Annotated in this window: 20 protein-coding genes; 10 read left to right on the forward strand and 10 right to left on the reverse strand. The window is 57.0% G+C overall.

The genetic code is table 11. The features are described from left to right. The first annotated feature begins 37 nt into the window (after positions 1 to 37). A complete protein-coding gene (gene leuD, locus AC2FIO_RS19345; protein ID WP_058276554.1) occupies positions 38 to 643 on the forward strand; it encodes a 3-isopropylmalate dehydratase small subunit in 606 nt (201 codons plus the stop codon). A 24-nt stretch (positions 644 to 667) separates the two neighbouring features. Here leuD and AC2FIO_RS19350 read toward each other — a convergent pair whose 3' ends face one another. Beyond that, positions 668 to 916: a hypothetical protein gene (locus AC2FIO_RS19350; RefSeq protein ID WP_496699654.1), complete on the reverse strand. Its 249-nt coding sequence runs from the start codon at positions 914 to 916 to the stop codon at positions 668 to 670. A gap of 56 nt (positions 917 to 972) precedes the next feature. On the opposite strand from AC2FIO_RS19350, the gene AC2FIO_RS19355 reads away from it, so the two are divergent. From AC2FIO_RS19355 to leuB, 3 genes are all read left to right on the forward strand, one after another. Continuing rightward, positions 973 to 1,803: a hypothetical protein gene (locus tag AC2FIO_RS19355; RefSeq protein WP_282170875.1), complete on the forward strand. Its 831-nt coding sequence runs from the start codon at positions 973 to 975 to the stop codon at positions 1,801 to 1,803. Further along, on the forward strand, positions 1,800 to 2,831 hold the full coding sequence (locus AC2FIO_RS19360; protein WP_496699655.1) for an endonuclease/exonuclease/phosphatase family protein: 1,032 nt from the start codon (positions 1,800 to 1,802) through the stop codon (positions 2,829 to 2,831). Before AC2FIO_RS19355 ends, AC2FIO_RS19360 begins: the two co-directional genes overlap by 4 nt. Positions 2,832 to 2,997: 166 nt before the next feature. Beyond that, positions 2,998 to 4,101, forward strand: coding sequence for a 3-isopropylmalate dehydrogenase (gene leuB / locus AC2FIO_RS19365; protein ID WP_108861675.1), 1,104 nt, complete (start codon positions 2,998 to 3,000; stop codon positions 4,099 to 4,101). Positions 4,102 to 4,149: 48 nt separating this feature from the next. On the opposite strand, the gene AC2FIO_RS19370 is transcribed toward leuB, so the two are convergent. Next, a complete protein-coding gene (locus tag AC2FIO_RS19370; protein WP_496699656.1) occupies positions 4,150 to 6,336 on the reverse strand; it encodes a transglycosylase domain-containing protein in 2,187 nt (728 codons plus the stop codon). Between the two features lie 258 nt (positions 6,337 to 6,594). Here AC2FIO_RS19370 and AC2FIO_RS19375 point away from each other — a divergent pair, with 258 nt between their 5' ends. Next, positions 6,595 to 6,933, forward strand: a complete 339-nt coding sequence (locus AC2FIO_RS19375) for a P-II family nitrogen regulator (protein ID WP_058273036.1) — start codon at positions 6,595 to 6,597, stop codon at positions 6,931 to 6,933. 33 nt (positions 6,934 to 6,966) lie between these two features. After that, positions 6,967 to 8,277: an ammonium transporter gene (locus AC2FIO_RS19380; RefSeq protein ID WP_058276558.1), complete on the forward strand. Its 1,311-nt coding sequence runs from the start codon at positions 6,967 to 6,969 to the stop codon at positions 8,275 to 8,277. Positions 8,278 to 8,344: 67 nt separating this feature from the next. On the opposite strand, the gene AC2FIO_RS19385 is transcribed toward AC2FIO_RS19380, so the two are convergent. From AC2FIO_RS19385 to AC2FIO_RS19400, 4 genes are all read right to left on the reverse strand, one after another. Then, positions 8,345 to 9,529, reverse strand: a complete 1,185-nt coding sequence (locus AC2FIO_RS19385) for an amino acid aminotransferase (RefSeq protein ID WP_282170879.1) — start codon at positions 9,527 to 9,529, stop codon at positions 8,345 to 8,347. Next, entirely contained in the window at positions 9,529 to 10,383 is an 855-nt protein-coding gene (sseA, locus tag AC2FIO_RS19390) for a 3-mercaptopyruvate sulfurtransferase (protein WP_496699657.1), read from the reverse strand. The genes AC2FIO_RS19385 and sseA overlap by 1 nt, the downstream gene beginning before the upstream one ends. A gap of 93 nt (positions 10,384 to 10,476) precedes the next feature. Beyond that, positions 10,477 to 10,746: a CBU_0592 family membrane protein gene (locus AC2FIO_RS19395; RefSeq protein WP_282120956.1), complete on the reverse strand. Its 270-nt coding sequence runs from the start codon at positions 10,744 to 10,746 to the stop codon at positions 10,477 to 10,479. After that, on the reverse strand, positions 10,743 to 11,318 hold the full coding sequence (locus tag AC2FIO_RS19400; RefSeq protein ID WP_472722419.1) for a helix-turn-helix domain-containing protein: 576 nt from the start codon (positions 11,316 to 11,318) through the stop codon (positions 10,743 to 10,745). Before AC2FIO_RS19400 ends, AC2FIO_RS19395 begins: the two co-directional genes overlap by 4 nt. Before the next feature lie 104 nt (positions 11,319 to 11,422). On the opposite strand from AC2FIO_RS19400, the gene ilvD reads away from it, so the two are divergent. Further along, positions 11,423 to 13,255, forward strand: coding sequence for a dihydroxy-acid dehydratase (gene ilvD / locus AC2FIO_RS19405; RefSeq protein ID WP_108861683.1), 1,833 nt, complete (start codon positions 11,423 to 11,425; stop codon positions 13,253 to 13,255). A gap of 115 nt (positions 13,256 to 13,370) precedes the next feature. After that, on the forward strand, positions 13,371 to 13,820 hold the full coding sequence (locus AC2FIO_RS19410; RefSeq protein ID WP_496699658.1) for an NUDIX hydrolase: 450 nt from the start codon (positions 13,371 to 13,373) through the stop codon (positions 13,818 to 13,820). Between the two features lie 9 nt (positions 13,821 to 13,829). Here the strand turns inward: AC2FIO_RS19410 and AC2FIO_RS19415 are convergent, their stop codons facing one another. After that, positions 13,830 to 14,648 carry a sulfotransferase family protein gene (locus tag AC2FIO_RS19415; RefSeq protein WP_282120959.1) on the reverse strand — a complete coding sequence of 273 codons (819 nt, stop codon included), beginning with the start codon at positions 14,646 to 14,648 and terminating at the stop codon, positions 13,830 to 13,832. A gap of 144 nt (positions 14,649 to 14,792) precedes the next feature. Here AC2FIO_RS19415 and AC2FIO_RS19420 point away from each other — a divergent pair, with 144 nt between their 5' ends. Beyond that, positions 14,793 to 16,370, forward strand: coding sequence for a DUF5928 domain-containing protein (locus AC2FIO_RS19420; protein ID WP_496699659.1), 1,578 nt, complete (start codon positions 14,793 to 14,795; stop codon positions 16,368 to 16,370). Between the two features lie 45 nt (positions 16,371 to 16,415). Here the strand turns inward: AC2FIO_RS19420 and amaB are convergent, their stop codons facing one another. Next, complete coding sequence (gene amaB, locus AC2FIO_RS19425; protein WP_496699660.1) at positions 16,416 to 17,912, reverse strand: L-piperidine-6-carboxylate dehydrogenase; 1,497 nt, start codon at positions 17,910 to 17,912, stop codon at positions 16,416 to 16,418. A gap of 18 nt (positions 17,913 to 17,930) precedes the next feature. Next, entirely contained in the window at positions 17,931 to 19,037 is a 1,107-nt protein-coding gene (locus tag AC2FIO_RS19430; protein WP_496699661.1) for a saccharopine dehydrogenase family protein, read from the reverse strand. A 417-nt stretch (positions 19,038 to 19,454) separates the two neighbouring features. Here AC2FIO_RS19430 and AC2FIO_RS19435 point away from each other — a divergent pair, with 417 nt between their 5' ends. Further along, positions 19,455 to 23,093 carry a flavoprotein gene (locus AC2FIO_RS19435; RefSeq protein WP_496699662.1) on the forward strand — a complete coding sequence of 1,213 codons (3,639 nt, stop codon included), beginning with the start codon at positions 19,455 to 19,457 and terminating at the stop codon, positions 23,091 to 23,093. On the opposite strand, the gene AC2FIO_RS19440 is transcribed toward AC2FIO_RS19435, so the two are convergent. Beyond that, the gene (locus AC2FIO_RS19440; protein WP_496699663.1) at positions 23,090 to 24,253 is read right to left on the reverse strand and encodes a hypothetical protein; all 1,164 of its coding nucleotides are present in this window, start codon (positions 24,251 to 24,253) and stop codon (positions 23,090 to 23,092) included. The genes AC2FIO_RS19435 and AC2FIO_RS19440 overlap by 4 nt on opposite strands. Positions 24,254 to 24,256: the final 3 nt, after the last annotated feature.

The raw sequence follows: 24,256 nt of genomic DNA on the forward strand, positions 1-24,256 counted from the left end.
GGATACGGGCGCGGCCCTCTCTCGCAGGAGTGTAGACATGGAAAAGTTTGACAAAGTCCACGGGGTGGCCGCCCCAATGCCGCTGATCAATATCGACACCGATATGATCATTCCGAAAGTGCATCTGAAAACCATCAAACGGTCCGGCCTTGGTGTCGTGCTGTTTGATGAGATGCGCTACCATCAACATGGTGGCGAAAACGAAGACTTCGTGCTGAACAAACCCGCCTATCGTCAGACAGAGATTCTGGTTGCCGGTGACAATTTCGGCTGCGGTTCGTCGCGCGAACACGCGCCCTGGGCGATCAAGGACTTCGGCATCAAGGTTGTGATCTCGACCAGCTTTGCCGACATCTTCTTTAACAACTGCTTCAAGAACGGCATCCTGCCCATCGTGGTCGAAGAAGAACACCACGCGATCCTGATGGAAGACGCGCATAAAGGCGAAAACGCCCGCATGACCGTGCATCTGGAGGATCAGCAGATCACCACCTCGGATGGCGTTGTGATCGAATTCAGTGTCGACCCACATCGCAAGCATTGCCTGCTGAATGGTTTGGACGATATCGGCCTGACGATGGAAAAAGATCACCACATCGACAAATTCGAGGATCACGCAAGCCAGGCCCGCCCCTGGGTGTGATTCCAAGAACGAATCTGTGGATACTCAACCTATCGGGGTCGCCTGGGCGACCCCTTTCGCGTTCTTGGGGTTGTTGATCCGGCAACCACAACATGTGGTGTTCCCCCTCTGATACACGCCGAATTTGCGACGGAAATGATGCAAAGGCGCACCAGTTTCGCCATCTTTTTGCCTGAAATTCCGTGTTTTCTGCAGCTTGGCTTGAGCGGATTGCCGCTTATCGTCAGTGTTGGCGATAATAGAGGCACCCGTCGAATAATAATTATCGGGCACAAGTTGGGACGAAACCGTCAAAGAAGCGGTCAATCCGGTTTGAAAGGGTTTGGATAGTGATTGCGCGCACAACAGGGGCGGCGATTCGGGGATTATTGGTCGCACTTTTGGTGCTGACGCCCGCGTTGTACCTGCCTGTAACGTCAACGAATGGGACCGAGATTGTCGTCTTTCTCGCCATTCTCGCGTTTTTCCTGACATTCGCTGAATACAACTCCTCCTTTCCCAGCTTTATCGAATTCCGCGATGCGCCACCTGTGAACCGTTTGCGCTTTGTCGGCCTGATGTCGATGGTCACGTTCCTGACGTTGATCTGCAAAAACGCATATACGCCGACCGGCCTGACGACAGTTTTCTATTCCTTCGGCGTGGGCGTCGCGAATGTGGTCGACTTTCCCTATTCGCCAGTACGGCTGATCATCCTGATGCTGCCGACTGACGCAAGCGCCCCCCTGATCGAACTTGTCCGTATTTCTGCCAGCGTCGCGTATGTTGCTGCTTTGGTGACGATCGCCAGCTTTGCCTATGCGGTGAAAGTGCGCGGCTGGCCGACCGGAAATGGCGCCTTCAATGTCTGGACCAATCTTCCGTTGTTCGACCCCACCAAAGGCGGTGACGTAGTTACGCGCCTGCAGCGCGACGGTCGGCTGAACATTTGCATCGGTATACTGCTGCCGTTCCTGATCCCGGCGCTGATCAAACTGCTGACTGACTATGCCGATCCGATCTCACTGAGCAATCCTCAGACCCTGATCTGGACGCTCAGCGCCTGGGCCTTCCTACCGGCCAGCATGATCATGCGTGGCATGGCGACCCTGCGCATTGCCAATCTGATCGTCGAAAAACGGCGCGCCTATTCCACAGCCGAGTCTACCCAGACCGCATGATCCGCATTCTGATCCTGCTGCTGTTGCCCGTTGTGGCACAGGCAGAGACGATCCGTATTGCCACCTACAACACAGAACTCAGCCGCGATGGTCCGGGATTGCTGTTGCGGGATATTCACCGCGGTGATGATCAGGTGATGGCGGTTGTTGCCGTTTTGGCGGACACCCGCCCCGATATCATTGCGTTGCAGGGGATCGACTGGGATTTCGAGGGGCTGGCGCTGGCGGCGCTGGCAAATCGGTTGCGCGAGGCCGGATTGGATTACCCCTACACTTTCGCAGCCCAACCAAATTCCGGCCTGGAAACGGATCTTGATCTGGACGGAGATGGTCGCACCAACGGCCCCGGCGACGCGCAAGGCTGGGGTCGGTTCACCGGTCAGGGCGGGCTGGCCGTGATGTCCCGCTATCCCATCGCTTCGGATCAGATTCAGGACCTGTCCGACCTGCTATGGCTGGAACTGCCCGGCGCTGAACTGCCTCAACATGACGCAGGCCCCTACCCATCAGAACCGGCGCAGAACGTTCAGCGGCTCTCATCCGTGGCGCATTGGATTGTGCCCATCGAAACTTCGGTAGGGCAGCTGGATTTGATGACTTTTCATGCCTCACCCCCCGTGTTTGACGGGCCAGAGGATCGCAATGGACTGAGGAACAAGGACGAGATCCGCCTTTGGTCCGCAGTGATGGATGGGGCAGTCGGGCGCAAACCCGATCGTCTGTTTGTCATCGCGGGTGACGCCAATCTGGACCCAGTGCGAGGTGATGGACGCAAAGAAGCGATCCGAGAGTTTTTGAACGACCCCCGCCTTCAGGACCCTTCACCCGAAGACCCCTCAGGCGATTTGACAACGGTGGTCTGGAAATTGGTTGGTCCAATGCGGGTCGATTACGTCCTGCCATCGGCCCAATGGCAGGTGGTGGATTCCGGGGTGCACTGGCCCGTCGCGGGCTCTGAAGAACGCAAAACCGCCGAAAGCGCCAGCCGTCATCGGCTGATCTGGGTCGACCTGACACTGCCTCGCTGATACGGCACTTTGCGCCATGATCTGGCCTGCAAAGCAGACCTGACGCAATTTTCAGACGCTAACGGAAACAAACCTGTATTTTCCTTGCCGTCAGGCGGGATCGTCTCATTGACCCGATGCCGCACAGGCGCTAGGGCCTGTGCTGTAAAACGCAAGGAGATCCTTCATGTCCAACCCCTCGCTCCTCATCCTGCCCGGAGACGGAATTGGCCCCGAAGTCATGGCCGAAGTGCGCAGAGTCATCGACTGGTTCGGTGCGAAACGCGGCCTGGAATTCGACGTGAGCGAGGATCTGGTCGGTGGTGCCGCGTATGATGCGCATGGCAAGCCCCTGTCGGACGAGACGATGGCCAAAGCGCAAGAGGTTGACGCGGTTCTGCTGGGTGCTGTGGGCGGCCCGAAATACGACGATCTGGATTTCAGCCTCAAGCCCGAGCGCGGCTTGCTGCGCCTGCGCAAAGAGATGGACCTGTATTCCAACCTGCGCCCGGCACAGTGCTTTGACGCGTTGGCCGATTTCTCGTCGCTGAAGAAAGACATCGTTGCCGGCCTCGATATCATGATCGTGCGCGAGCTGACCTCGGGCGTCTATTTCGGCGAGCCGCGCGGCATCTTCGAGGAAGGCAATGAACGTGTTGGCATCAACACCCAGCGCTACACCGAATCTGAGATCGAACGCGCCGCGCGCTCGGCATTTGAGCTGGCAATGCGCCGGAACAAAAAGGTCTGCTCGATGGAGAAGGCCAACGTCATGGAATCGGGCATCCTGTGGCGCGAAGTTGTGAACCGTGTGGCCAAGGATTACCCCGAGGTCGAGCTGAGCCATATGTATGCCGACAATGGCGCGATGCAGTTGGTGCGTGCGCCCAAACAGTTCGACGTCATCCTGACAGACAACCTGTTCGGCGACATCCTGTCGGATTGCGCGGCGATGCTAACCGGCTCGTTGGGAATGCTACCGTCGGCCTCGTTGGGTGCTCCTATGGCGAATGGCCGCCCCAAGGCGATGTACGAACCGGTCCATGGTTCGGCCCCGGATATCACCGGTCAGGGCAAAGCCAACCCGATCGCCTGTATCCTCAGCTTCGCCATGGCCCTGCGCTACAGCTTTGATCAGCTTGAAGAAGCGGACCGTCTGGAAGCCGCAATCGAGAAGGTACTGGCCGACGGTGTCCGCACAGGCGACCTGCTGGCAGATGAAGGCGTCACGCCGGTTTCGACCACGGAAATGGGCGACGCCATTTTGGGCGCGCTCGACGACAGCCTCTGATCGGACCCACATTCAATTCAAAAGGCGGTGCCCAGCGCACCGCCTTTTTCAATTTCCACCGAAAATGTTGTTCAGCAGATTGTTGATAGCCCGATCCAACCCGGTTTGGTTCTTACGGCGCTGTTGCTGCGGTTGCGCTGTTCTGACCGGTGGGTCCGGGGCCAGCATCGGCAACGGCGTCGGTGTCATGCCTTCGGTCACGCGCAGCATGGTTTCTTTCCAGATTTCAGCCGGCAACCCGCCTCCGGTCACACCGGATAATGGGGTGTTGTCGTCATAGCCCATCCAGATGCCCGTTACGTAATCGGCCGTGAACCCGATGAACCACGCGTCCCGCGCAGCCTGCGTCGTGCCGGTTTTACCCGCGACCTGCCAACCGGGCAACTGAGCGCGCGCACCGGTGCCTTCGGACACGACACGCTCCATCATCCACGTCAGTTGTTTGGCGGCTTTGTCGTTGATGACCCGCTCACCAATGCCGGTTGTCGTCACCATGACCGGGGTTTGATCGCCCAACAGCTTCAATTCGGTCAGCCCATAGGGTTCCACCGCCGAGCCACCGTTCAGGATGCCGGCGTAAGCCCCCGTCATCTCAATCAGCGTGCTTTCCGACGCGCCCAGCGCCAGAGCGGGGCCTTGCGCCAGATCACTATCGATACCGAATTCGCTGGCCACCGTGCGGACATTGTCCAGCCCTGCGATCTCAGCCACTTTCACCGCCGGGATGTTTAGCGAGTTTTTCAATGCATCTGCCAGTGTAACGCGACCATAGAACTTGTTGGTGTAGTTCTTGGGACACCATTGGCCAGACCCCGGAATATTCACGCAGTAGGGTTCGTCCACCACCGTATCCAGCGGTGAATACCCCAGTTCCAGCGCAGTGGCATAAACGAAGGGTTTGAAGGAAGACCCCGTTTGCCGCAGCGCCTGCGTGGCTCGGTTGAATGCGCCGGACACGCGGGTCTTGCGCCCGCCAACCATGCCGCGCACAGCCCCGTCCGCCGACATCACCACGATCGCGGCCTGCGCCTTTGATCCTTCGCGGACCTTCTCCTGAAAGATGAACTGCAGCGCCTCTTCGGCCGATTTCTGGATACGTTGATCCAGTGTGGTGCGGATCACCACATCTTCGGTCGTGTTGCGTGTGAAGAACTCGGGCCCGCTGGCCATCACCCAATCGGCGAAGTAACCGCCGGCCCGCGCAGCAGCAGCTTCGGACAGTTGCGCGGGATTGCTGCGCGCACTGCTTGCTTGTGCCGAGGTCAGATACCCCTGTGCCTCCATCAGGCCAACCACCAGCCGCGCTCGATCCTGCGAACGTTGAAGGTTATTCGTCGGTGCATAGCGCGTCGGTGCCACCAGCAGACCAGCCAGCATAGCAGCCTGCGACGGGCTGACCTCAGCCGCCGAAATCCCGAAATAGCGTTGGCTTGCCGCCTCGAACCCGCGCGCACCCGCGCCCAGGAAGGCCCGGTTCAGATAGATGGTCAGGATCTCGTCCTTGGAATACTTGACCTCCATCGCCATCGCATAGACCGCCTCTTTGGCCTTGCGCCAAAGCGAGCCTTGACGGCAATCGGACTCATAGGCAGCTTCGGATTCCCATTCACTGGGCTCATAAGGCACACCCAGACACAACAGCTTGGCCGTCTGCTGCGTGACGGTCGACCCACCATGCCCCGACAGCGGTCCGCGCCCTTCGCTCAGGTTGATGCGCACAGCGCTTGCGACACCGCGCGGGCTGACGCCGAAATGGCGATAGAACCGCTTGTCCTCGGTCGCGACGACCGCGTTCTTCAGATGCGGCGAGACGGTATCGGCCGTGATCACCCCACCAAATTGGTCCCCACGCCAGGCAAAGACCTTGCCGTCCCGATCCAACAGGGTCACCGACCCGCGCGCCCGACCGTCTAGCAAAGCATCGACGTCAGGCAGAGAGGAGTAGACAACCCCAACCGCCAAAGCCAAGAGCATGGCAGCCACCGCGCCCACACGCCAGGTCACACCCCAGATCAACCGCCAAATCCAACGGAACATGCGGCGAAAGAAGCCGCCGCCGCCACCGGACGTCTTGCGGGTTTTCTTCCGGGCGGTTTTGCGAGTCGACGTCTTGCGCGCCGTCGCCTTCTTGCCGGCGGGCTTTGTCGTCCGCTTTGTTGCAGCGGGTTTACGCCCCTTTGAAGGGTATCTTTTGTCCGCAACAAGCGATGTCTTGCGACGCCTGGACTCAGTCATGCTCAAACTCTGCCCGGTTATCATTTTGAGGCACCATACCCTGCCACTGGCGCGAAGTAGAGGTATGAAATTCCGCTAACCGGCCTCTATAGTTCGCCCGATTTTTGGGCAGAAACGTTTTTTTGTGCAAAAATTGTGCACCTCACCCCCTTTTCCCCTGCGTTCACCCGCCCTGACCGTTTCTAACAGCGGTCAGTCACGCTCTCTTTCTGCAGGTGCAAACAAACCGGTTCCGCCGGACAGGAAGAGGGGACAGACGTGAAACTGATCATTGCGACAATCAAGCCGTTCAAGCTGGAGGAGGTGCGCGAGGCACTGACCGAAGCCGGCGTGCGCGGCATGATGGTGACCGAGATCAAGGGCTTCGGCTCGCAATCGGGCCACACCGAAATCTATCGTGGGGCCGAATACGCGGTGAATTTCGTGCCCAAGATCAAGCTTGAAATCGTGGTGCCCGCCACGATGGCCGACCAAATCGTCGAGACCATCACCAAAACCGCCAAGACCGGCAAGATCGGTGACGGCAAGATTTTCGTCCTTGATGTCGAGCAGGCGCTGCGCGTGCGGACCGGGGAAACGAACGAAGAGGCGCTGTAAGCGCCGCCACTCCAAAGCATTCGAGGACTGACAATGAACCTGATGAAATCTCTCATCCCAGCCGCCGCGCTAGTCGTGCTGCCGCAGATGGGTCTGGCGCAAGAGGCCGCCGAGGGCGAAGCCGCGCTGCACACCCAATATATTTTTACCACCCTGCTGTTCCTGATGGCAGGCTTCCTTGTCTTCTTCATGGCTGCAGGATTTGCCATGCTCGAGGGCGGTCTGGTGCGTTCCAAGAACGTTGCCATGCAGATGATCAAGAACATCGCGCTGTTTTCGATTGCCGCGATCATGTACTGGCTGGTCGGCTTCAACACGATGTATCCGGGCGACTTCAATGGTTTCTTTGCCCTTGGCGGTCCGACCGTGCTTGATGCCGTGGGTGTTGCGCCCGCAGACGCGGCGTTAGACTACGCGTCTATCGGTTCGGATTTCTTCTTCCAGCTGGTCTTTGTGGCGGCAACCGCATCCATCGTGTCCGGTGCCGTGGCCGAGCGCATAAAGCTGTGGCCCTTCCTGGTCTTCGTCATAGTGCTGACTGGTATCCTCTACCCGATCTCGGGATCGTGGAAATGGGGCGGCGGCTGGCTGGATGCCATGGGCTTTTCCGACTTCGCCGGTTCGACAGTTGTGCATTCGGTCGGTGGCTGGGCCGCTCTGGCGGGCTGCCTGATCCTTGGCCCCCGCATTGGCAAGTACAAAGACGGCAAAGTTCACCCGATGCCCGGCTCGAATCTGGCGCTGGCAACCCTGGGTACGTTTATCCTTTGGCTGGGTTGGTTTGGCTTCAACGGCGGCTCGCAACTGGCGATGGGCACCGTAGGTGACGTATCCGACGTGTCCCGCATCTTTGCCAACACCAACATGGCCGCCGCATCTGGTGCTATCGCAGCCCTGATCATGACGCAGGTGCTGTACAAGAAACCTGACCTGACCATGGTGCTGAACGGCGCGCTGGCCGGTCTGGTCTCGATCACTGCAGAACCGCTTGCCCCGACCCTGTTCGGAGCGCTGTGGATCGGCGCAGTTGGCGGCATCATCGTGGTCTTCGCGGTTCCGATGCTGGACAAGTTCAAGATCGACGACGTCGTCGGTGCCATCCCGGTTCACCTGTTCGCAGGCATCTGGGGCACCATCGCCGTGATCTTCTACGGCGAAGCAAACCTGATCACACAGCTGACCGGTATCGTAGCTTATGGTGTGTTCACATTTGTTGGCGCGTTGATCCTGTGGACAATTCTGAAGGCGACGGTCGGCATCCGCGTCAGCGAAGAAGACGAGATCAACGGCCTCGACATGGCAGAGCTGGGTATGGAAGCTTATCCAGAGTTTTCGAAAGGCTAAGAGCCAGCCACTCGAAAACAAAAAACCCGGGCGTTCGCGCCCGGGTTTTCTGATTTATTGAATTGAATCAGACACCGACGTCGATAATCGCCTTGGCCAAGATCGGAACCGTCGTCGCGTTCAAGCCAGCAATATTCAACCGGCTGTCACCGACCATGTAGATGCCGTGATCCGCGCGCAGCTTTTCGACCAGTTCCGGTGCCGCCCCCAGACGCGAGAACATGCCGCGGTGCTGGGCGACAAACCCAAAACGATCGGACCCACTTTGGGCCTGCAGCTCGTCTGCCAGTTGTTGGCGCAAGCCCAGCATGGACAGGCGCACCTCTTCCAGCTCAGCCGCCCAGTCAGCGCGCAGGGCTTCATCATTCAGGATCGTCGTCACCACCCGTGCGCCGTGATCCGGCGGGAACGAGTAGTTCTGGCGGTTCAGGAATGCCAGCGTGGACTGGTTCAGAGCAGTCTGCGCCGCATCATCACTGATGGCCATCAACAAGCCGGTCCGCTCGCGGTAGACACCGAAATTCTTCGAGCAGGACGCTGCGATCAGGCAACGTTTGACCGACGAGGCCACCAGGCGGGTCGCCTGCGCATCCTCTTCCAGTCCGTCGCCAAAGCCCTGATAGGCGATATCGATCATTGCCACGAGGCCGCGCTCGTTGATCAGGTTCACGACCTCCTGCCACTGCACCATGTTCAGGTTGGCACCGGTCGGGTTGTGGCAGCAACCGTGCAGCAGGATCACGTCGCCCGCATTCGCGGTTTTCAGGTCCTCGATCATGCCGTCGAAATCTACGCCACGGGTTTCACCGTCGAAATACCGGTATTGGACCGTCTCCATCCCCAGGTAGTTCAGGATCGACAAGTGGTTCGGCCAAGTGGGGTTAGACACGAACACGCGGGCCGATGGGTTGGCCATGCGGATCATCTCAAACGCCTGACGGCAGGCACCGGTTCCGCCGGGCGTCGCCACGGCAGCGATGTTGCCGCGTGGAACCGAGGTGCCCAGGATCAGGCCAATCATCGCATCGGCATAAGCCGGGTCGCCCGCCAATCCGGTGTAGGCCTTGCTCTCTTGCTCTTCCAGGATGCGCTTTTCGGCCGCTTTCACCGCACGCATCACCGGGGTCACGCCCTCGGCATTTTTGTAAACACCAACTCCCAGGTCGATCTTTTGATCACGCGGGTCTTCGCGATACGCCTGCATCAGCGCCAGAATCTTGTCGGCAGGCTGCGGTTTGAGGTTTTCGAACATCAGTTCTCTCCGGTTGCGACGGGCAGGGTCGGGAAGGCACCCCATTCGGCCCAGGAGCCGTCATAAAGCGAGTGGTCTTTCTTGCCCATGCGCTCAAGCGCAAGGCTGAGGATTGCGGCGGTCACACCCGACCCGCAGGATGTGATGGCTGGTTTCGACAGATCCACACCTGCGGACTCGAAGATGGCGCGGCATTCCTCGGGTGATTTCATCGTGCCGTTCTTGTTCAGCAACGTGCCGAAGGGCACATTGCGCGACCCTGGAATACGGCCTGGGCGCAGACCTTCGCGCGGTTCTGTCCCGGTTCCGGCAAAGCGGTCCGCAGAGCGCGCGTCGATGATCTCATGATCTCCCAGCTTGGCGGCGGCAGATACCTGCGTGACGTCACGGACCAGATGGTTCTGGACCCGGACGGTCATGTGGCGGTCGCGGATCACCGGCGGCAGATCTTCGATCCCATGTCTCTCGGCCTGCCATTTCGGCAGACCACCATCCAGAACGGCGATGTTTTCCTGCCCCATCAACCGGAACAACCACCATACACGGGCGGCAGACATCAAACCGGCCCCATCATAGACAACAACCTGGTGGCCGTCGCCCACGCCCATCGCCCTCAGGCGGGACATGAACTTTTCGACCGGGGGCGCCATATGCGGCAAGTCCGAGCGGTGGTCCGAGATATCATCAATATCAAAGAACCTCGCACCGGGGATGTGGGCCGCGTCATATTCGGCCTTTGCGTCCCGCCCTTGCTGAGGCAGATACCACGACCCGTCCAGCACCCGCAGATCCGGGTCCTTGAGATGGGCGGCAAGCCATTCGGTAGAAACGAGGGTTTTCGGATCGTCCTGCATAAAAGCCTCCCCTAAACGCGTTTGGTTTTTCCCTATACTTGGTGGGATGCTGGTTCAAGGCTGGATAACGCTAGCGCCCAAGTCGTTCTGGATTTACCGCACCCGACGCAGGCGAAAATACTGAATAATCCCGATGACGCTGATTATAATCCAGAACCCTTCGATCAGCATCGACGCCAGATTGAAGTTCTGCATCAACGAAAACACGATCAGAATCGAGCCGATCAAGTTCACCATCGGAAAAGCAAGGTCATCCGAGTTCATCATTCGCATCTGGGTGGCAAAATAAGCCGCAACTACAATCAATGCCCCGAATGAACCGATGGCATCCACGAAGGTCAGGCTGTCAAAAAATGCGGTCATTGAAGTGTTCGGTCCTGCTCTGGAAACTCAATTGGTTGCGAATAGTGATGCATGTTGAGGAATGCCGCCCCACGATCACCGGCGCGGTACCCGTGCGGCACGTCAGCTGCGAACCGCAACCCCTGACCGGCTTGTAGTGGAACCCAGTTTCCATTGCGCAGGACGTCCAGTGTTCCGTTCAGTACAAAAACCTCTTCGGTCACGCCGGCTGCATGGGCGGGTGATTCATGACTTTGATTCGGCGACAGATCTACGTGAAATGTTTCGGCGCCCAACGCGGGATCAAAGGGGAAGACAATCTTTACCTCGATGCTGCCCGGGAAAGTTACTGTGCTAAATACGCCGGTATCCTTTGTGTCGCGCATCGCAGCGGTGCCGATCAAAGCACTTAACGGAAGTTGGAAACCTTTTGCGATCTTCCACAAGGTCGCGATCGTCGGGCTTGATTCGCCGCGTTCAATCTGACCCAGCATGGCTTTGCTAACCCCGGTAAGTTCGGCCACTTTGGACAGGCTCAGCCCTGACGCTGCGCGAACATCCCTGAGTTTAAGTGTTAGTTCGTCCGATTCCATACCCAGGCCTTGCGATTTGTCTTGTGCGTTATAACGTACATATGATACGTGCGCTATAACGTACACACCCAATATCGCAGCTTGGGTAATAGGGAAACAGCATCATGCCAATGTACCGATCCAGAACCTCTACCCATGGCCGCAATATGGCCGGTGCCCGCGGCCTGTGGCGCGCCACCGGAATGGGTGACGACGATTTCGGCAAACCTATCATCGCTATCGTTAATTCGTTTACCCAGTTCGTGCCGGGCCACGTACACCTGAAAGATCTGGGCCAGATGGTCGCGCGCGAGGTTGAGGCCGCTGGCGGCGTTGCGAAAGAGTTCAACACCATCGCGGTCGATGATGGTATCGCCATGGGCCACGACGGAATGCTGTATTCTCTGCCCTCGCGCGAAGTGATCGCGGATTCGGTCGAATACATGGTCAACGCCCACTGTGCTGATGCGATGGTCTGCATTTCGAACTGCGACAAGATCACCCCCGGCATGCTGATGGCCGCGATGCGCCTGAACATCCCGGCGATCTTTGTCTCGGGCGGGCCGATGGAGGCCGGCAAGATCGACATCGCCGATCTGGACGCCAAAAAGATCGACCTTGTGGATGCAATGGTCGCCGCCGCAGACGACAGGTTCACCGACGAACAGGTCCAGCACATCGAAGAGAACGCCTGCCCAACCTGTGGCTCATGTTCCGGTATGTTCACCGCAAACTCGATGAACTGTCTGGCCGAGGCTCTGGGGCTGGCGCTGCCGGGCAATGGCTCGACCCTGGCCACCCATGCGGACCGCAAAGAGCTGTTCCTTGAGGCAGGTCGCCGGATCGTGGAAATCACCAAACGCCACTACGATCTGGACGAAAAAGGCTTCCTTCCGCGCGAAATCGCCACGTTCGACGCCTTTGAAAACGCGATGAGCCTGGATATCGCCATGGGCGGTTCGACCAACACGGTGTTGCACCTGCTGGCCATCGCACATGAGGGTGAAGTGCATTTCACCATGACCGATATGGACCGCCTGAGCCGTCAGGTGCCGTGTCTGTGCAAGGTCGCGCCCAATACTGAGAATGTTCATATGGAGGACGTGCACCGCGCCGGTGGCATCTTCTCGATCCTCGGTGAACTCAGCCGCGCGGGACTGCTGCACGAAGATTGCAGCACCGTGCATTCGGCGACCATGGGCGAAGCGATTGCCAATTGGGACATCAAGGTCGCCAACAACCCCGCAGCGCAGGACCTGTTCAAGGCCGCGCCCGGCGGTGTGCGCACGACGCAGGCATTCAGCCAGTCGAACCGGTACAAGGAACTGGATACCGACCGCGAAGGCGGTGTAATCCGATCCAAGGAACACGCGTTCAGTCAGGATGGCGGTCTGGCGGTCCTGTTCGGCAACATCGCGCGCGAAGGCTGTATCGTGAAAACGGCAGGCGTTGATCCCAACAGCCTGACGTTCACCGGCTCTGCCTATGTCTGCGAAAGCCAGGATCAGGCCGTGAACGACATCCTTACCGGCAAGGTCAAAGAGGGCGACGTGGTGGTGATCCGCTACGAAGGCCCGCGCGGCGGCCCGGGGATGCAGGAAATGCTCTATCCGACGTCTTACTTGAAATCCAAAGGTCTGGGCAAAGCCTGCGCCCTGCTGACCGATGGGCGTTTCTCGGGTGGCACCTCGGGTCTGTCGATTGGCCACGTTTCACCAGAGGCCGCCGAGGGTGGCGAAATCGGGCTGGTCAAGCAAGGCGACAAGATCGAGATCGACATCCCCAACCGGACGATTCATCTGGCCGTGTCTGACGAAGAACTGGCCGCTCGCCGCGAAGAGCAGGACGAAAAGGGATGGGTGCCCGCCGCACCGCGCAAGCGAAAGGTGTCAACCGCGCTCAAGGCCTATGCCAAGCTGGCGACAAGTGCCGCGAAAGGTGCCGTGCGCCAAGTCTGACGAAGCGGTTTCCAAACCACCCAAACTGCAATAACTTCAAAGGTCTCGCTAGTTCGTTTAGCGAGACCTTTTTCTTTTGTATTCAACGATATCCATAGCACAATCGGTGAGAAGCATGACATTCTGGCGCCCGCATAACGGTATCCGTGTCAAAGCCATCGGCTTACATTGGCGGGGGGACCGCCTTCTTGCTGCTGAAGTCCCAAATGACGACGGTCGCATCAAGGGTGTTCGCCCGTTGGGCGGATCGGTCGAATTTGGCGAAACATGGCGTGACGCGCTGAGACGTGAGTTCCGCGAAGAGCTCGATGTGACGGTTGAAGTCAGAGGGCAACCGCTGGTGATTGAGAACCTGTACCAGCATGAAGGGCATCAGGGGCATGAGATAATCTTTGTGGCCGAGATTCAGTGCCCCGAGCTTTTGAACTGGCCCGACACGCCGATTTCATTCACCGAAGACAATGGCCTGAGCTGGACAGCAGGATGGTTCAGTCTGGATGCTCTGGATACCGGCGGCCCAGAGCTGTTCCCGTCTGGCCTGAAAGAGTGCCTGATCAATCGCTGACTCGTTCGCCTAGTCGCCCAGTTTGGCGTGAACTTCGTCCAGATCAATCTCACCGATTGGCATCTTGTTGCCCGGGTTCTCAAAATCGTATTTGAACAACTCGAAATCGTGTTTGTAGATTTCGTAGACCAGGTGCATCGACAGGTCGTCAAAGTAGTCCTCGACCGGATGCGCGCGTTTGGGCCCATGGCCTTCGGATTCATTGAATCGCGGGATTTCGGACAAATTCACAGCGTGCGGTGTCTCTAACCGATCAAGGACACTTTGCATTCCTTCATTGAACTGCTCAGTCCAGAAAATCTGATCGTACTGCCCACCATTCACGATGAAGGTAGAAACATGCCCGGACATGGCCGACCAGTGAATGTCAGGATCCATCGGGCGGCGCCAGCGGATCGTATCACGTGCAAACAGCAAAAACCGGCGGAAACTGGCGATCTGATCGAACTCACCCTTGCCATCGTCGCCGCCAACTTCGATCCCGTAATTATAGATAAGCGTGGGCACCAGATTGCCCCGATACCGCTTGCCGTTGCGCTGAATGCCGCAGATCTTGTCGAAGAACGAGCTTAGAATTCGGGTGTAGGGATTGCGTACGCAAGTAAAGGCCAAGGACTTGTGATTGCGGACATTTCCCGAGATCTGATCCTGACTTGGACCGAAGGCCCATTTGTGCATTCCGTCCTTCGCGTCATGGATATCACCGTCAAAAAACTGCCCGTGATCCGAATAAAACATGATCTGACCAATGGTCGAACAGGCGCATTTCGGCACCACACGGTAAACCATGCTTTCGCTTTCGGTCATCCATGTACCGGGAAAACCCATCTGCTGTGCCTCCTTTGCTGATCTGGTCTCAAAATTGACGCGCCAGCATTTGAAACCAAAAAACCAAAAATATTCTATTTATTCAATCGCTCATCCTCAGTATCACGGTTGGAAACGGGCAGAAACGGAAAACAATAGGCCAATATGGCAAGAATTGCCTACATATTGCTTTGTCACAAAGACCCTGACGCAATCATCGCGCAGGCCGAGCAACTGACCGCAGCCGGGGATTGCATGGCGATCCACTTTGACGCGCGGGCCAGTGCCGCCGCTTTCGAACGCATTCGCGAGGCTTTGAAAGACAACCCCAATGTCACGTTTGCCAGCAAGCGCATCAAATGCGGCTGGGGGGCTTGGTCACTGGTTCAGGCCACGCTGAACGCCCTGCAGGCCGCTGTGGATGCGTTTCCCCGCGCCACTCATTTCTATATGGTGTCAGGTGACTGCATGCCGATCAAATCGGCTGAATACATCCACGACTTTCTGAACCAGCACGACGTTGATTTCGTCGAAAGCCATGATTTCCTGGAAAGCAACTGGATCAAGACCGGCATGGTCGAGGACCGGCTGATCTATCGGCACTATTTCAACGAACGCACACAGGCCAAGCTGTTTTACGGGTCGTACAATCTGCAAAAACGGTTTGGTTTGACGCGCGAGATTCCGTCAGATGTTCAGATAATGATCGGCAGCCAATGGTGGTGCCTGCGCCGCAGGACCATCGAAATGATCCTGGATTTTCTGCAAAAGCGCCCGGATGTGAAACGGTTTTTCTCGACCACCTGGATTCCGGACGAGACCTTTTTTCAGACGTTGGTGCGCCATCTGATCCCCAAGACTGAGATCGACAACCGCACGCCCACATTTCTGATGTTCTCGGATTATGGCATGCCGGTGACGTTCTACAACGATCACTATGACTTGCTTCTATCGCAAGATTACCTGTTCGCCCGCAAGATCAGCCCCGAAGCCCATGAGCTGAAGGACAGGCTGGGTCAGATGTACGCAACCGAAGGGATGACCTTTCACATCTCGAACGAAGGCCGCAACCTGTACAGTTTTCTGACAGGGCGTGGCCGGGTGGGGCGGCGCTATGCGCTACGGTTCTGGGAGGCGGGCAATTCACTGGGCCCCGAGCGCGAAGTGTTTCTGATCGTGAGTAAGAAATGGCATGTTGCCAAGAGGTTGGTGGATCAGATCGTCTCGGAAACCGACATTCCCTGCGTGGAATACCTGTTCAACGAAGAAGACACTTCTTTGCCTGATCTGGGCGGCATTGAATCGTCTCTGGCCAAGCGCACGCGGCACCGGCGCGCGGTGGCGCGCATGCTGTTTGAAAGCTTTGATTCCAACAAGCTGGTCTTGTGCGTGGATCCCGCAGATCTGGATATCATTCAGGATTTCTGCTCGGTTCAGGCCCGCAGCCATGTTCTGGAAATCGAGTGCGAGTACTCCGACGATTATCTGATCGGCCACGCCCGCCGCGTGGGGTTGGCCGGAGAAAGCAGTCCTCGGGAATCCGTGGCCCGTCTAATCCCAGCACTGCGCAGTTCACTGGTGCACGAATCCGAATTGATCCGCGAGGCAGAGTTCGACGGATACCTGCGTATCCGCGAGACCAACTCAAATATTGAGAATGAGACCGCGATTGCCGAGTTTCTGGGCGTGTCGCTGGACAAGGCGCAAGCCATCATGAGCCTTGACTATCTTTTTGCGGATTAACGCGGATCGTCCAGCGGCGCGCCGAAGCGCCGCTGGATAATTGGTTCAGATATCGAATTTGACGCCCTGTGCCAAAGGCAGCTCAGCCGAGTAGTTCACCGTATTTGTCTGACGACGCATGTAGGCTTTCCACGCGTCCGAGCCGCTTTCGCGCCCGCCGCCAGTTTCCTTCTCACCACCGAAGGCTCCACCGATCTCGGCACCAGATGGGCCGATATTCACGTTGGCGATCCCGCAATCCGACCCGGCCGCAGTCAGGAACTGCTCTGCCTCGCGCATATTCAGGGTGAACACGCAAGAGGACAGGCCTTGGGGGACGTCATTCTGCAGCTCAATCGCGTCATCAAAATCGTCATAGCCCATGACGTAGAGGATGGGCGCAAAGGTTTCGGTTTTTACCACCGCCGTCTGGCCTGGCATTTCGACAATGGCCGGTTCCATATAGACACCAGCAGGCACACCCTCGGTCACGCGACGACCACCGTGCACGGCTCCACCTTCGGCCTTGGCAGCCTCAAGCGCTGCGGTCATGGCCGTGCCCGAGGCTTCGTCTACCAACGGGCCAATCAACGTGCCTTCGACCAGTGGGTTGCCGATGGGCAATCCCGCATAGGCTTTTTTCAGACGGCCCACCAGTTCTTCGCGGATCGAGTTATGTACGATCAGGCGGCGCAGCGTGGTACAGCGCTGACCGGCCGTACCTACGGCCGAGAACACAACCGCACGGACAGCCATTTCCAGATCGGCCGAAGGACCAACGATCATTGCATTGTTGCCGCCCAGCTCCAGAATGCACTTGCCAAAACGCTGTGCTACGATAGGTGCCACGGCGCGACCCATACGGGTGGACCCGGTGGCCGAGATAACCGGAACGTCTTCGCTTGCGACCAAGGCCTCGCCCAGCGCCGCACCACCGATCAGGGTTTGCAGCAGGTTGTCCGGCGCATCGCCAAACCGGGCCAGCGCGCGTTCAAAGATTTTCTGGCAGGCCATCGCGGTCAGCGGCGATTTCTCGGACGGCTTCCAGATCACCGGATCACCGCAAACCAGCGCCAGTGCCGCATTCCACGACCAAACCGCTACCGGGAAGTTGAAGGCCGAGATCACCCCGACCGGGCCTGCCGGATGCCACGTCTCCATCATCCGGTGACCCGGACGTTCCGACGCAATGGTCAGACCATACAATTGACGCGAAAGACCGACCGCAAAGTCACAGATATCGATCATCTCCTGCACTTCGCCCAAGCCTTCGGATGTGATCTTACCGGCTTCCCAGCTCACCAAAGCACCCAGATCGTCCTTGGCAGCGCGCAGTTCCTCTCCCAACAGGCGGATCAGCTCGCCCCGGCGTGGGGCCGGTACTGTCCGCCATTCTTTGAACGCCGTTTTAGAACGGGCAAAGATGGCGTCCATGTCGGCAACGGGTGTCTCATGCACGTCGGCCAACACGCTGCCATCAATCGGAGACGTCACTTTGAGCGTGCCGCCGGTCAGTTCGGCCTCGGTCAGATCCAGATTGGCGAGGGTTGTTTGGGCTGTCATCACGATGTCTTTCATATCTCAGGCCGCCTTGTTCTGTTCGGTTACGTCGCCGGCGCGATAGAGCCGGCCAAATTCGGTGTTCAGGAAATCGGACAGGTTCACCTGTTCCTGCCGGGCAAACCCTTTCGCAGGCAAAGCACCTGTCCGCATTAGATCGACGACGCCTAGAACGCCTGCGGCCGTGGTGACCTGTATAGCGCTCCAGACCTGTCCGTTGATGGTGCGGGCAAAGCTCTTGTTGATCAGGGATTTCTCGCGTAGCGCGCCGTCGATCATGCCTTTTGCGGTGCAATAGACCAGCACCACATCCTGATCGGTGCGCGGCAGGGCGGTCTCAAAAATGTCCTTCAAAAGATCGCGGCGGTGTTCCAGACCCAGGTCTTTGAGAAGCAATTTCAGGATATCGCAATGGCCCGGATACCGGATCGAACGGTAAGACACCGCCCGCGCTTTGCCGTCCAGTGTTTCGGGCAAGGTGCCCAAGCCACCGGACGTGTTGAAGCATTCGTATTCCACCCCGTCATGACCAAGAAGCTCGTAGTCTTCCAGCGGAGCGGTCTTAACCCTTTCACCGTTTACGATGGCATCGCAAGGGTTGCAGTATTCGTTGATCAACCCGTCGGTGGACCAGGTCAGATTGTATTTTAGCGCGTTGGTCGGATAGAGCGGCAGCGCCCCCACCCGCATATGCAGGCTGTCGATTTCATCGAATTCCGCCGCCAGCGATGCCCCCGCGATACCAACAAAACCCGGCGCCAGGCCACATTGCGGCATGAATGCCGTTTCACTGCCTTGTGCCAAGTCACGCACGGCATTGGTCGCCGCGACATCTTCGGTCAGGTCAAAGTAATGTGCACCAGCGGCCTGGGCCGCTTTGGCAATCTTCGGCGTCAGAAAGAACGGGGCCGCGGAGATTACGGCATCGAACCCACCCAGGCTTTCGGTCAGTTGCGCTTCGTCGCTCACATCGATTTGCCGGGTCGAAATGCCCTGCTTGTTCAATGCTGATAACGCAGCCAAATCGCGGTCGGCGACTGTGACCGAGTAATTGGCCGATGACTTCAGCAAGGTCGCGATCATCTGACCGATCTTGCCTGCTCCGATGACACAAATGTTCCAGCTCAAAACGCGCCTCCTCTTTCATTTTTGAAAGTATGAGGCCGCTTCTGTCCGAAACGCAGGGGCAATCTTGACGAAATCGTGGTTATGCTTGTCATATTGACAAGATTTTTGTCAATTCGTCGTACCATCTGTGCGAGCTTTCGCGCTCGGCGGCACGATGAACGACATGATCACCCTATGGCTGCAACGCAATTGGCCCAATCAACAACGCCAGTGATTTTTATATTCAGATATTATACAGTACGCTCAATTGGACCCTTTTGTTCGCGCATATCAATATGTTCAATCGGTCCGCCCAGCGCGGGAAATTACGTCAGGCCGGTTTTCTATTCCGTATGACCGATGGGTGCCTGACCCATAAACAAGCTTCTGCGTTGGGTCTTTGACAATTTTCACGGCGAAGTTCAGGGGGGACAAGACGTGCCTAAAGATCCAATTGAAAGCTCTCAATCATTCAATCCATCCCAAGACGATCTGAACCTGATAGACGAGGTTCTGCCATCTAAGGATCTATCAGTCATTCATTCGAAATTCGAGTTCTACGAAGTATCCGAAGAGATGGTCCTGCCCTCTGAAGGTATGTTTGTGGTCCTTGGCGGCATGGTTCAGCTCCGGCAGGACAAAGCGGTTCTCGCGACCGCAGACACCGGGGACTATTTTTACGAAGAACATCTCGAAATCGAGGACATTCCCGTCAGTCTTCAGGCGCTTGCCACTCCGGGCACCCGATTGGCCTATCTGCCCAAACACCAATGGAAGGCAATCCCGGAAAAGATTAAAGATGCCTGTGAAGATACGCTGTTTGGCGATCTGGTCAGTGTGCATCTGAAGAACTATCAACAGCCGATCAATTGCTGCAGCGTGACCGCTGCAGCCCTTAGCATGTCGGCGCTTGGATTCAGCTACGAAGTCAACGACATCTTTCGCGAATGCGGCTTACCGACCTCGTTTGTCGTAAACGACGGAATATCGCTGGGCGAACTTTTCGATGTTGCCTGCACATTCATCCATACTCAGGACCTGCGCGATGTCATTCAGGTGCAGGCCTATTTCATGGATGAGGCCACGACATCCGTGGATCTGCTGCTTGAGGCAATAGACGAATCCAATCGGCTGGGTGGAAAGAACGATATTCTTGTGGCGAACTTTCAAGTCGGTGTCGCACATGGCAAGGAGAACATGCCGGGCGGCCATTTTGCCATTATCGCAAAGTGCAACCCAAGCACCGGCCTTGTGCATATGATGGACGTTCACCCGGAAAAGTACGGCAAGCTATGGGTGACAACCATTGATCGACTGTGGGCCGGGATGACCGACCGCGATGGAACATCGATGCGATCACGGGGGATGCTGCGGTTTTCGGCGCTAGACGCTGTCAAAACATACCTGCAAACCCTGAAGCAGGACTGCAATTATGTCGACAGTACGCAATACTTGGCCAAGGACCCCAAAAAGCGGCGCAACCTGTTCCGACGGGCCAGCCCGAACATGAATTCGATGGGCGTTCTTGCCGAAAGCCTGGCCATCCTTGGGGATGAACAGGTTGACGAAGACAAACTGCTGAGAGCAACGCAAACCGATTTGGCCGAAGCGCTTAGCCGTGTGTCGACAGCCCGGGAAATGCACGCGATGGCGCAGCGCTACCTCAGTCAGGAACCGGACGTGCATCTGGGCAGCACTTTCCGCAGCTACGCCAAACGTTCGGACAAAAACGTCAGTTCACCCGAAGACTGGTTCCACCACCAATTGCAAAGTCTGAACGAACACAAAGATCTTCGTCATCTGATGATCAATATCGATTTCAACAAAGTCCTGGGGTCTGAGGTCATACGCCCCCCTAAGAATGCGTTCCGTGAAACGGCCCTGTTGGAGGAGTTCTGGTGCCTGTGTATCGCTTATAAAGAGGCAACCGATATGGTGACGGTTGTGGACATGAGTCCCGCGACCTCACAGGTATGGCAGGCACCGCGCGGGCATTTGTTCCGCGGCCTTCGGGACCTCAAGGACCCGGCCTTGCTCGTGATCGAAAAACAGGACCCACCCGAAGACCCCAGCGACGTAGACCAGATCGTCAAAAACAACCCACTTGTTCTGTTTTATGCGGATGAAGACCCCTGGTCCTACATGCTGCGCAGTATCCTGGCCAATATCGGCATCACCGACATCAAGCTGATTGATGTCGAGGGGCATGGTGCAAATGTTATGAAAATGCGCCGGCAACTGATCGCCCGAACCGGTAAGGAAACCGTTCCGTATCTGTTTTTCAATGGCGTTTGTCTGGGTCGGCGAAACGACATCGTGGACAGTATCCTGAAAGGTGAATTTCAGAAGGACGTGGAAAAGGCCGGGTTGCCGGTTCTGCTGCGTCATGAATCCCCCAGCCTGGACAAGAACATCTTTGGGTACCCCAAGGGTGGGCTGACAGATGCCCCCAGCGAAAAGCGCAACGTATTGCTGTGTGCTTGCGGATCATCGGCGGCGGACAAGGTGCCGCAACTGGTGAAGAAAATCACCGATGCCGGCCACAATGTGAAACTGATCCCTTCAGTGTCCGCTGAAAGGTTCTTTCGCGATATAGAGATCGAAAAGGGCGTCGAGATTGAAAGGGGATATGAGCCCGAGAAGGTCGAGGACTATATCTCTCACAATGACTATTACCGCGACGACGACGAATGGAACTTCCGCTACACCAAGTTTGGCATGCCGCTGCGCGCCTCGCACCTTGCGTTGTGTGATTGGGCCGATTGCGTGATCGTGGCGCCCGTGACCTGCAATACAATGGGCAAGATCGCCAATGGGATTGCCGACAACCTTTTGACCTCGGTCTTTGTCGCCTGGCAGTACCGGAACAAACCGGCGATCCTTTGCCCGGCGTGTAACACCAACATGTGGAACAACGTCACAACCCAAAGGAATGTCGAAAAGCTGCGCGATCTGGGTGTTGATCTGGTCGGTCCCCGCAAAGGGCGGCTGTCGAACGGCATGATGGGGATCGGTATGATGGCCACCCCGGACCAGATCATGGAAGTTCTGGACGAAGCGTTCGAAGAACTAGCCGATCAGGAACACAACATCTGCAAATGGGCGCAAGAGGCCGCAGCTTCGGATGAGTTCGCGCAATGGCACCGTGTTTTCGACGCGATTGAAAACGGGATGGCCGGGATCGACATCGTGGATGAGCACAATGGCGATACGCTGTTGCATTACGCAGCTGGCGGCGAAGGTGAGTTGCATGAAAACGGAAAGGGCTTGGGCAAACCTGACATTGAGGCCGCGCAAGAGCTGATACGGCGCGGCATCAACGTGAATGCGACCAACGACCATGGGTTTACCAGCCTGCACGTGGCGGTGATGAACAACTCGGTTGATATGGTCAAAACACTGTTGGCCGCAGATGGCATTGACGCAAGTTCGTGCATCCACTTCCTGCAAAGCCCCAAAAACGCCGAGGACGTCAATGAAGCCAAAATCTCGAATGAAGTGCTGGCCATGCTGGATGACTGGGCCAACAGCCACACGCTTGCAGAGATCGAGGAAGAGAGCGAAGACGATGTCGTAGATGACCGTGAACGTACCTATCTCTACTTCACCTATGGCTCGTTGAAGAAAGGCTTCCCGAACCATGAGGCCCACACAGACGTGCTGGATGATTTCGTTGGCAAGGCCGTGACCCGACAGCGAATGCCCCTGATCGTGCCGCATGAGCCGCATTGCGACAATCCGAATTGTGGTTACCTGCATCGGATGGCCACGCTGGTCGACCAGAAAGGCCGTGGCAAACCGATCCACGGAGAGGTGTATCGGGTGACTTCGTCCGGTATGAAAGAACTCGACAAGCTCGAAGGTTTTCACGGACCCGGATCACCCGAGAACGTCTACGTCCGTAAGCGGATCAACGTGCTGATCGAGGGCGTAATGAAACCAGCATATGCCTATGTGATCGCGCAGCCCACCAAGTATCTGGATCAGTTGGAGAAGGGCGCAGCCGGGGTGGTCGGGGAATACACGCTGGACATGGCCACAGGCACATTAAAACCCGGGTGGCAGCCAACCGCCTAGTTTTGAACCTGTATCCCGACCTCATCCTTGGGGCTGTCCTTGAGGCTGAGGTTATAGGCCGTGATGATCACCATGCACGACAGGACAAAGGGCCAGAAACAGGCCTTGGGAATCAAGTTGTCTTTATAGTGGATGAACCACAGGGACGGCACGGCCTCGGCTGCAAAGAAGTAGGTGTTTACCGACACTGCCAGCAGCAGGAAATACATCAGGAAAAAGAACGATTCCATGTAGATCACGGGCGATCCGGCAAACCCTTCGCGCAGTTGTACATGCGCCAGCAGGATCACGAAAAACAGGACCGAGCAGGTGCCGATAACACTGGACGTACTGAAATCGTGCCGTTCCACCAGATTGGGGCGTCGCGTGACCGTCATGACGGCCCCGAACAGCAGCATCGTCACAACAATCAGGGGGATCATGTGGACGATAAAAGCATTCGCAAAGTTCCGTTTGATGACGAAATTATAGTGCAGCTCAGGCAGGTTGGTCTGATATTCGTTCTTGCCGATGCCAAGGGTCGTATCCAGATCGGACAGCCGGTAGTCGAAATAGGTGTTTTCACGCTCCCACGTTCCCATGACGATCCGGTTGTCGATGCCAAAGATATCGTTCGGCCCCGTGGCCGGATAGGCCGAAAAGTCAGGGATTAGAGCCACATTTACGTCAAACTCGCCCGGCCAGAAACGGACCCAGACGGTTTTGTGGTCAAACGGATAACTGGTATAGTCAAAGACCTGGCGCAAGGTCTGTTCAAAATACCAGCCGATCAACTCGGACCCGCCCTGATCTATCCTGTAGGCTTCTTCAATCAGGCCACTCGCTGCCCCGGCAGCTTCCGGCAGGATGAACCCCACTTCGCCTTCGGCTGGTTTGATGGCGTCATGCACACCGTCTTCATAATGCTGCCAGATATAGCCGCTGACATGCACATCACTGGCACCGGTAAAACTGAAGGATTTGATAAATATGCCAGTTTTGACCTGATAGCTTGGCAAATTTGGAAGGTCTTGCAAGTAAGCGTCGACCGACGCCTGATCTGGCAGTTGCGTCGGGTCCTCGTCGAAATGGTTCAGTTCAATCCAGAGTTTGAACAGAACAACGGCCAGACCCAGAGTAACAAAACCCGAGATCAGCCAGACTTTCTTTTCTATGCTCATTCA

The sequence above is a fragment of the Ruegeria sp. CDSB086 genome, from assembly GCF_059611065.1.

Coding starts and splice junctions, on each gene's coding strand:
- leuD (WP_058276554.1), top strand. CDS start 38: ATGGAAAAGTTTGACAAAGTCCACGGGGTGGCCGCCCCAATGCCGCTG.
- AC2FIO_RS19360 (WP_496699655.1), top strand. CDS start 1,800: ATGATCCGCATTCTGATCCTGCTGCTGTTGCCCGTTGTGGCACAGGCA.
- leuB (WP_108861675.1), top strand. CDS start 2,998: ATGTCCAACCCCTCGCTCCTCATCCTGCCCGGAGACGGAATTGGCCCC.
- AC2FIO_RS19370 (WP_496699656.1), bottom strand. CDS start 6,336: ATGACTGAGTCCAGGCGTCGCAAGACATCGCTTGTTGCGGACAAAAGA.
- AC2FIO_RS19380 (WP_058276558.1), top strand. CDS start 6,967: ATGAACCTGATGAAATCTCTCATCCCAGCCGCCGCGCTAGTCGTGCTG.
- AC2FIO_RS19385 (WP_282170879.1), bottom strand. CDS start 9,529: ATGTTCGAAAACCTCAAACCGCAGCCTGCCGACAAGATTCTGGCGCTG.
- sseA (WP_496699657.1), bottom strand. CDS start 10,383: ATGCAGGACGATCCGAAAACCCTCGTTTCTACCGAATGGCTTGCCGCC.
- AC2FIO_RS19395 (WP_282120956.1), bottom strand. CDS start 10,746: ATGACCGCATTTTTTGACAGCCTGACCTTCGTGGATGCCATCGGTTCA.
- AC2FIO_RS19400 (WP_472722419.1), bottom strand. CDS start 11,318: ATGGAATCGGACGAACTAACACTTAAACTCAGGGATGTTCGCGCAGCG.
- ilvD (WP_108861683.1), top strand. CDS start 11,423: ATGCCAATGTACCGATCCAGAACCTCTACCCATGGCCGCAATATGGCC.
- AC2FIO_RS19410 (WP_496699658.1), top strand. CDS start 13,371: ATGACATTCTGGCGCCCGCATAACGGTATCCGTGTCAAAGCCATCGGC.
- AC2FIO_RS19415 (WP_282120959.1), bottom strand. CDS start 14,648: ATGGGTTTTCCCGGTACATGGATGACCGAAAGCGAAAGCATGGTTTAC.
- AC2FIO_RS19420 (WP_496699659.1), top strand. CDS start 14,793: ATGGCAAGAATTGCCTACATATTGCTTTGTCACAAAGACCCTGACGCA.
- amaB (WP_496699660.1), bottom strand. CDS start 17,912: ATGACAGCCCAAACAACCCTCGCCAATCTGGATCTGACCGAGGCCGAA.
- AC2FIO_RS19440 (WP_496699663.1), bottom strand. CDS start 24,253: ATGAGCATAGAAAAGAAAGTCTGGCTGATCTCGGGTTTTGTTACTCTG.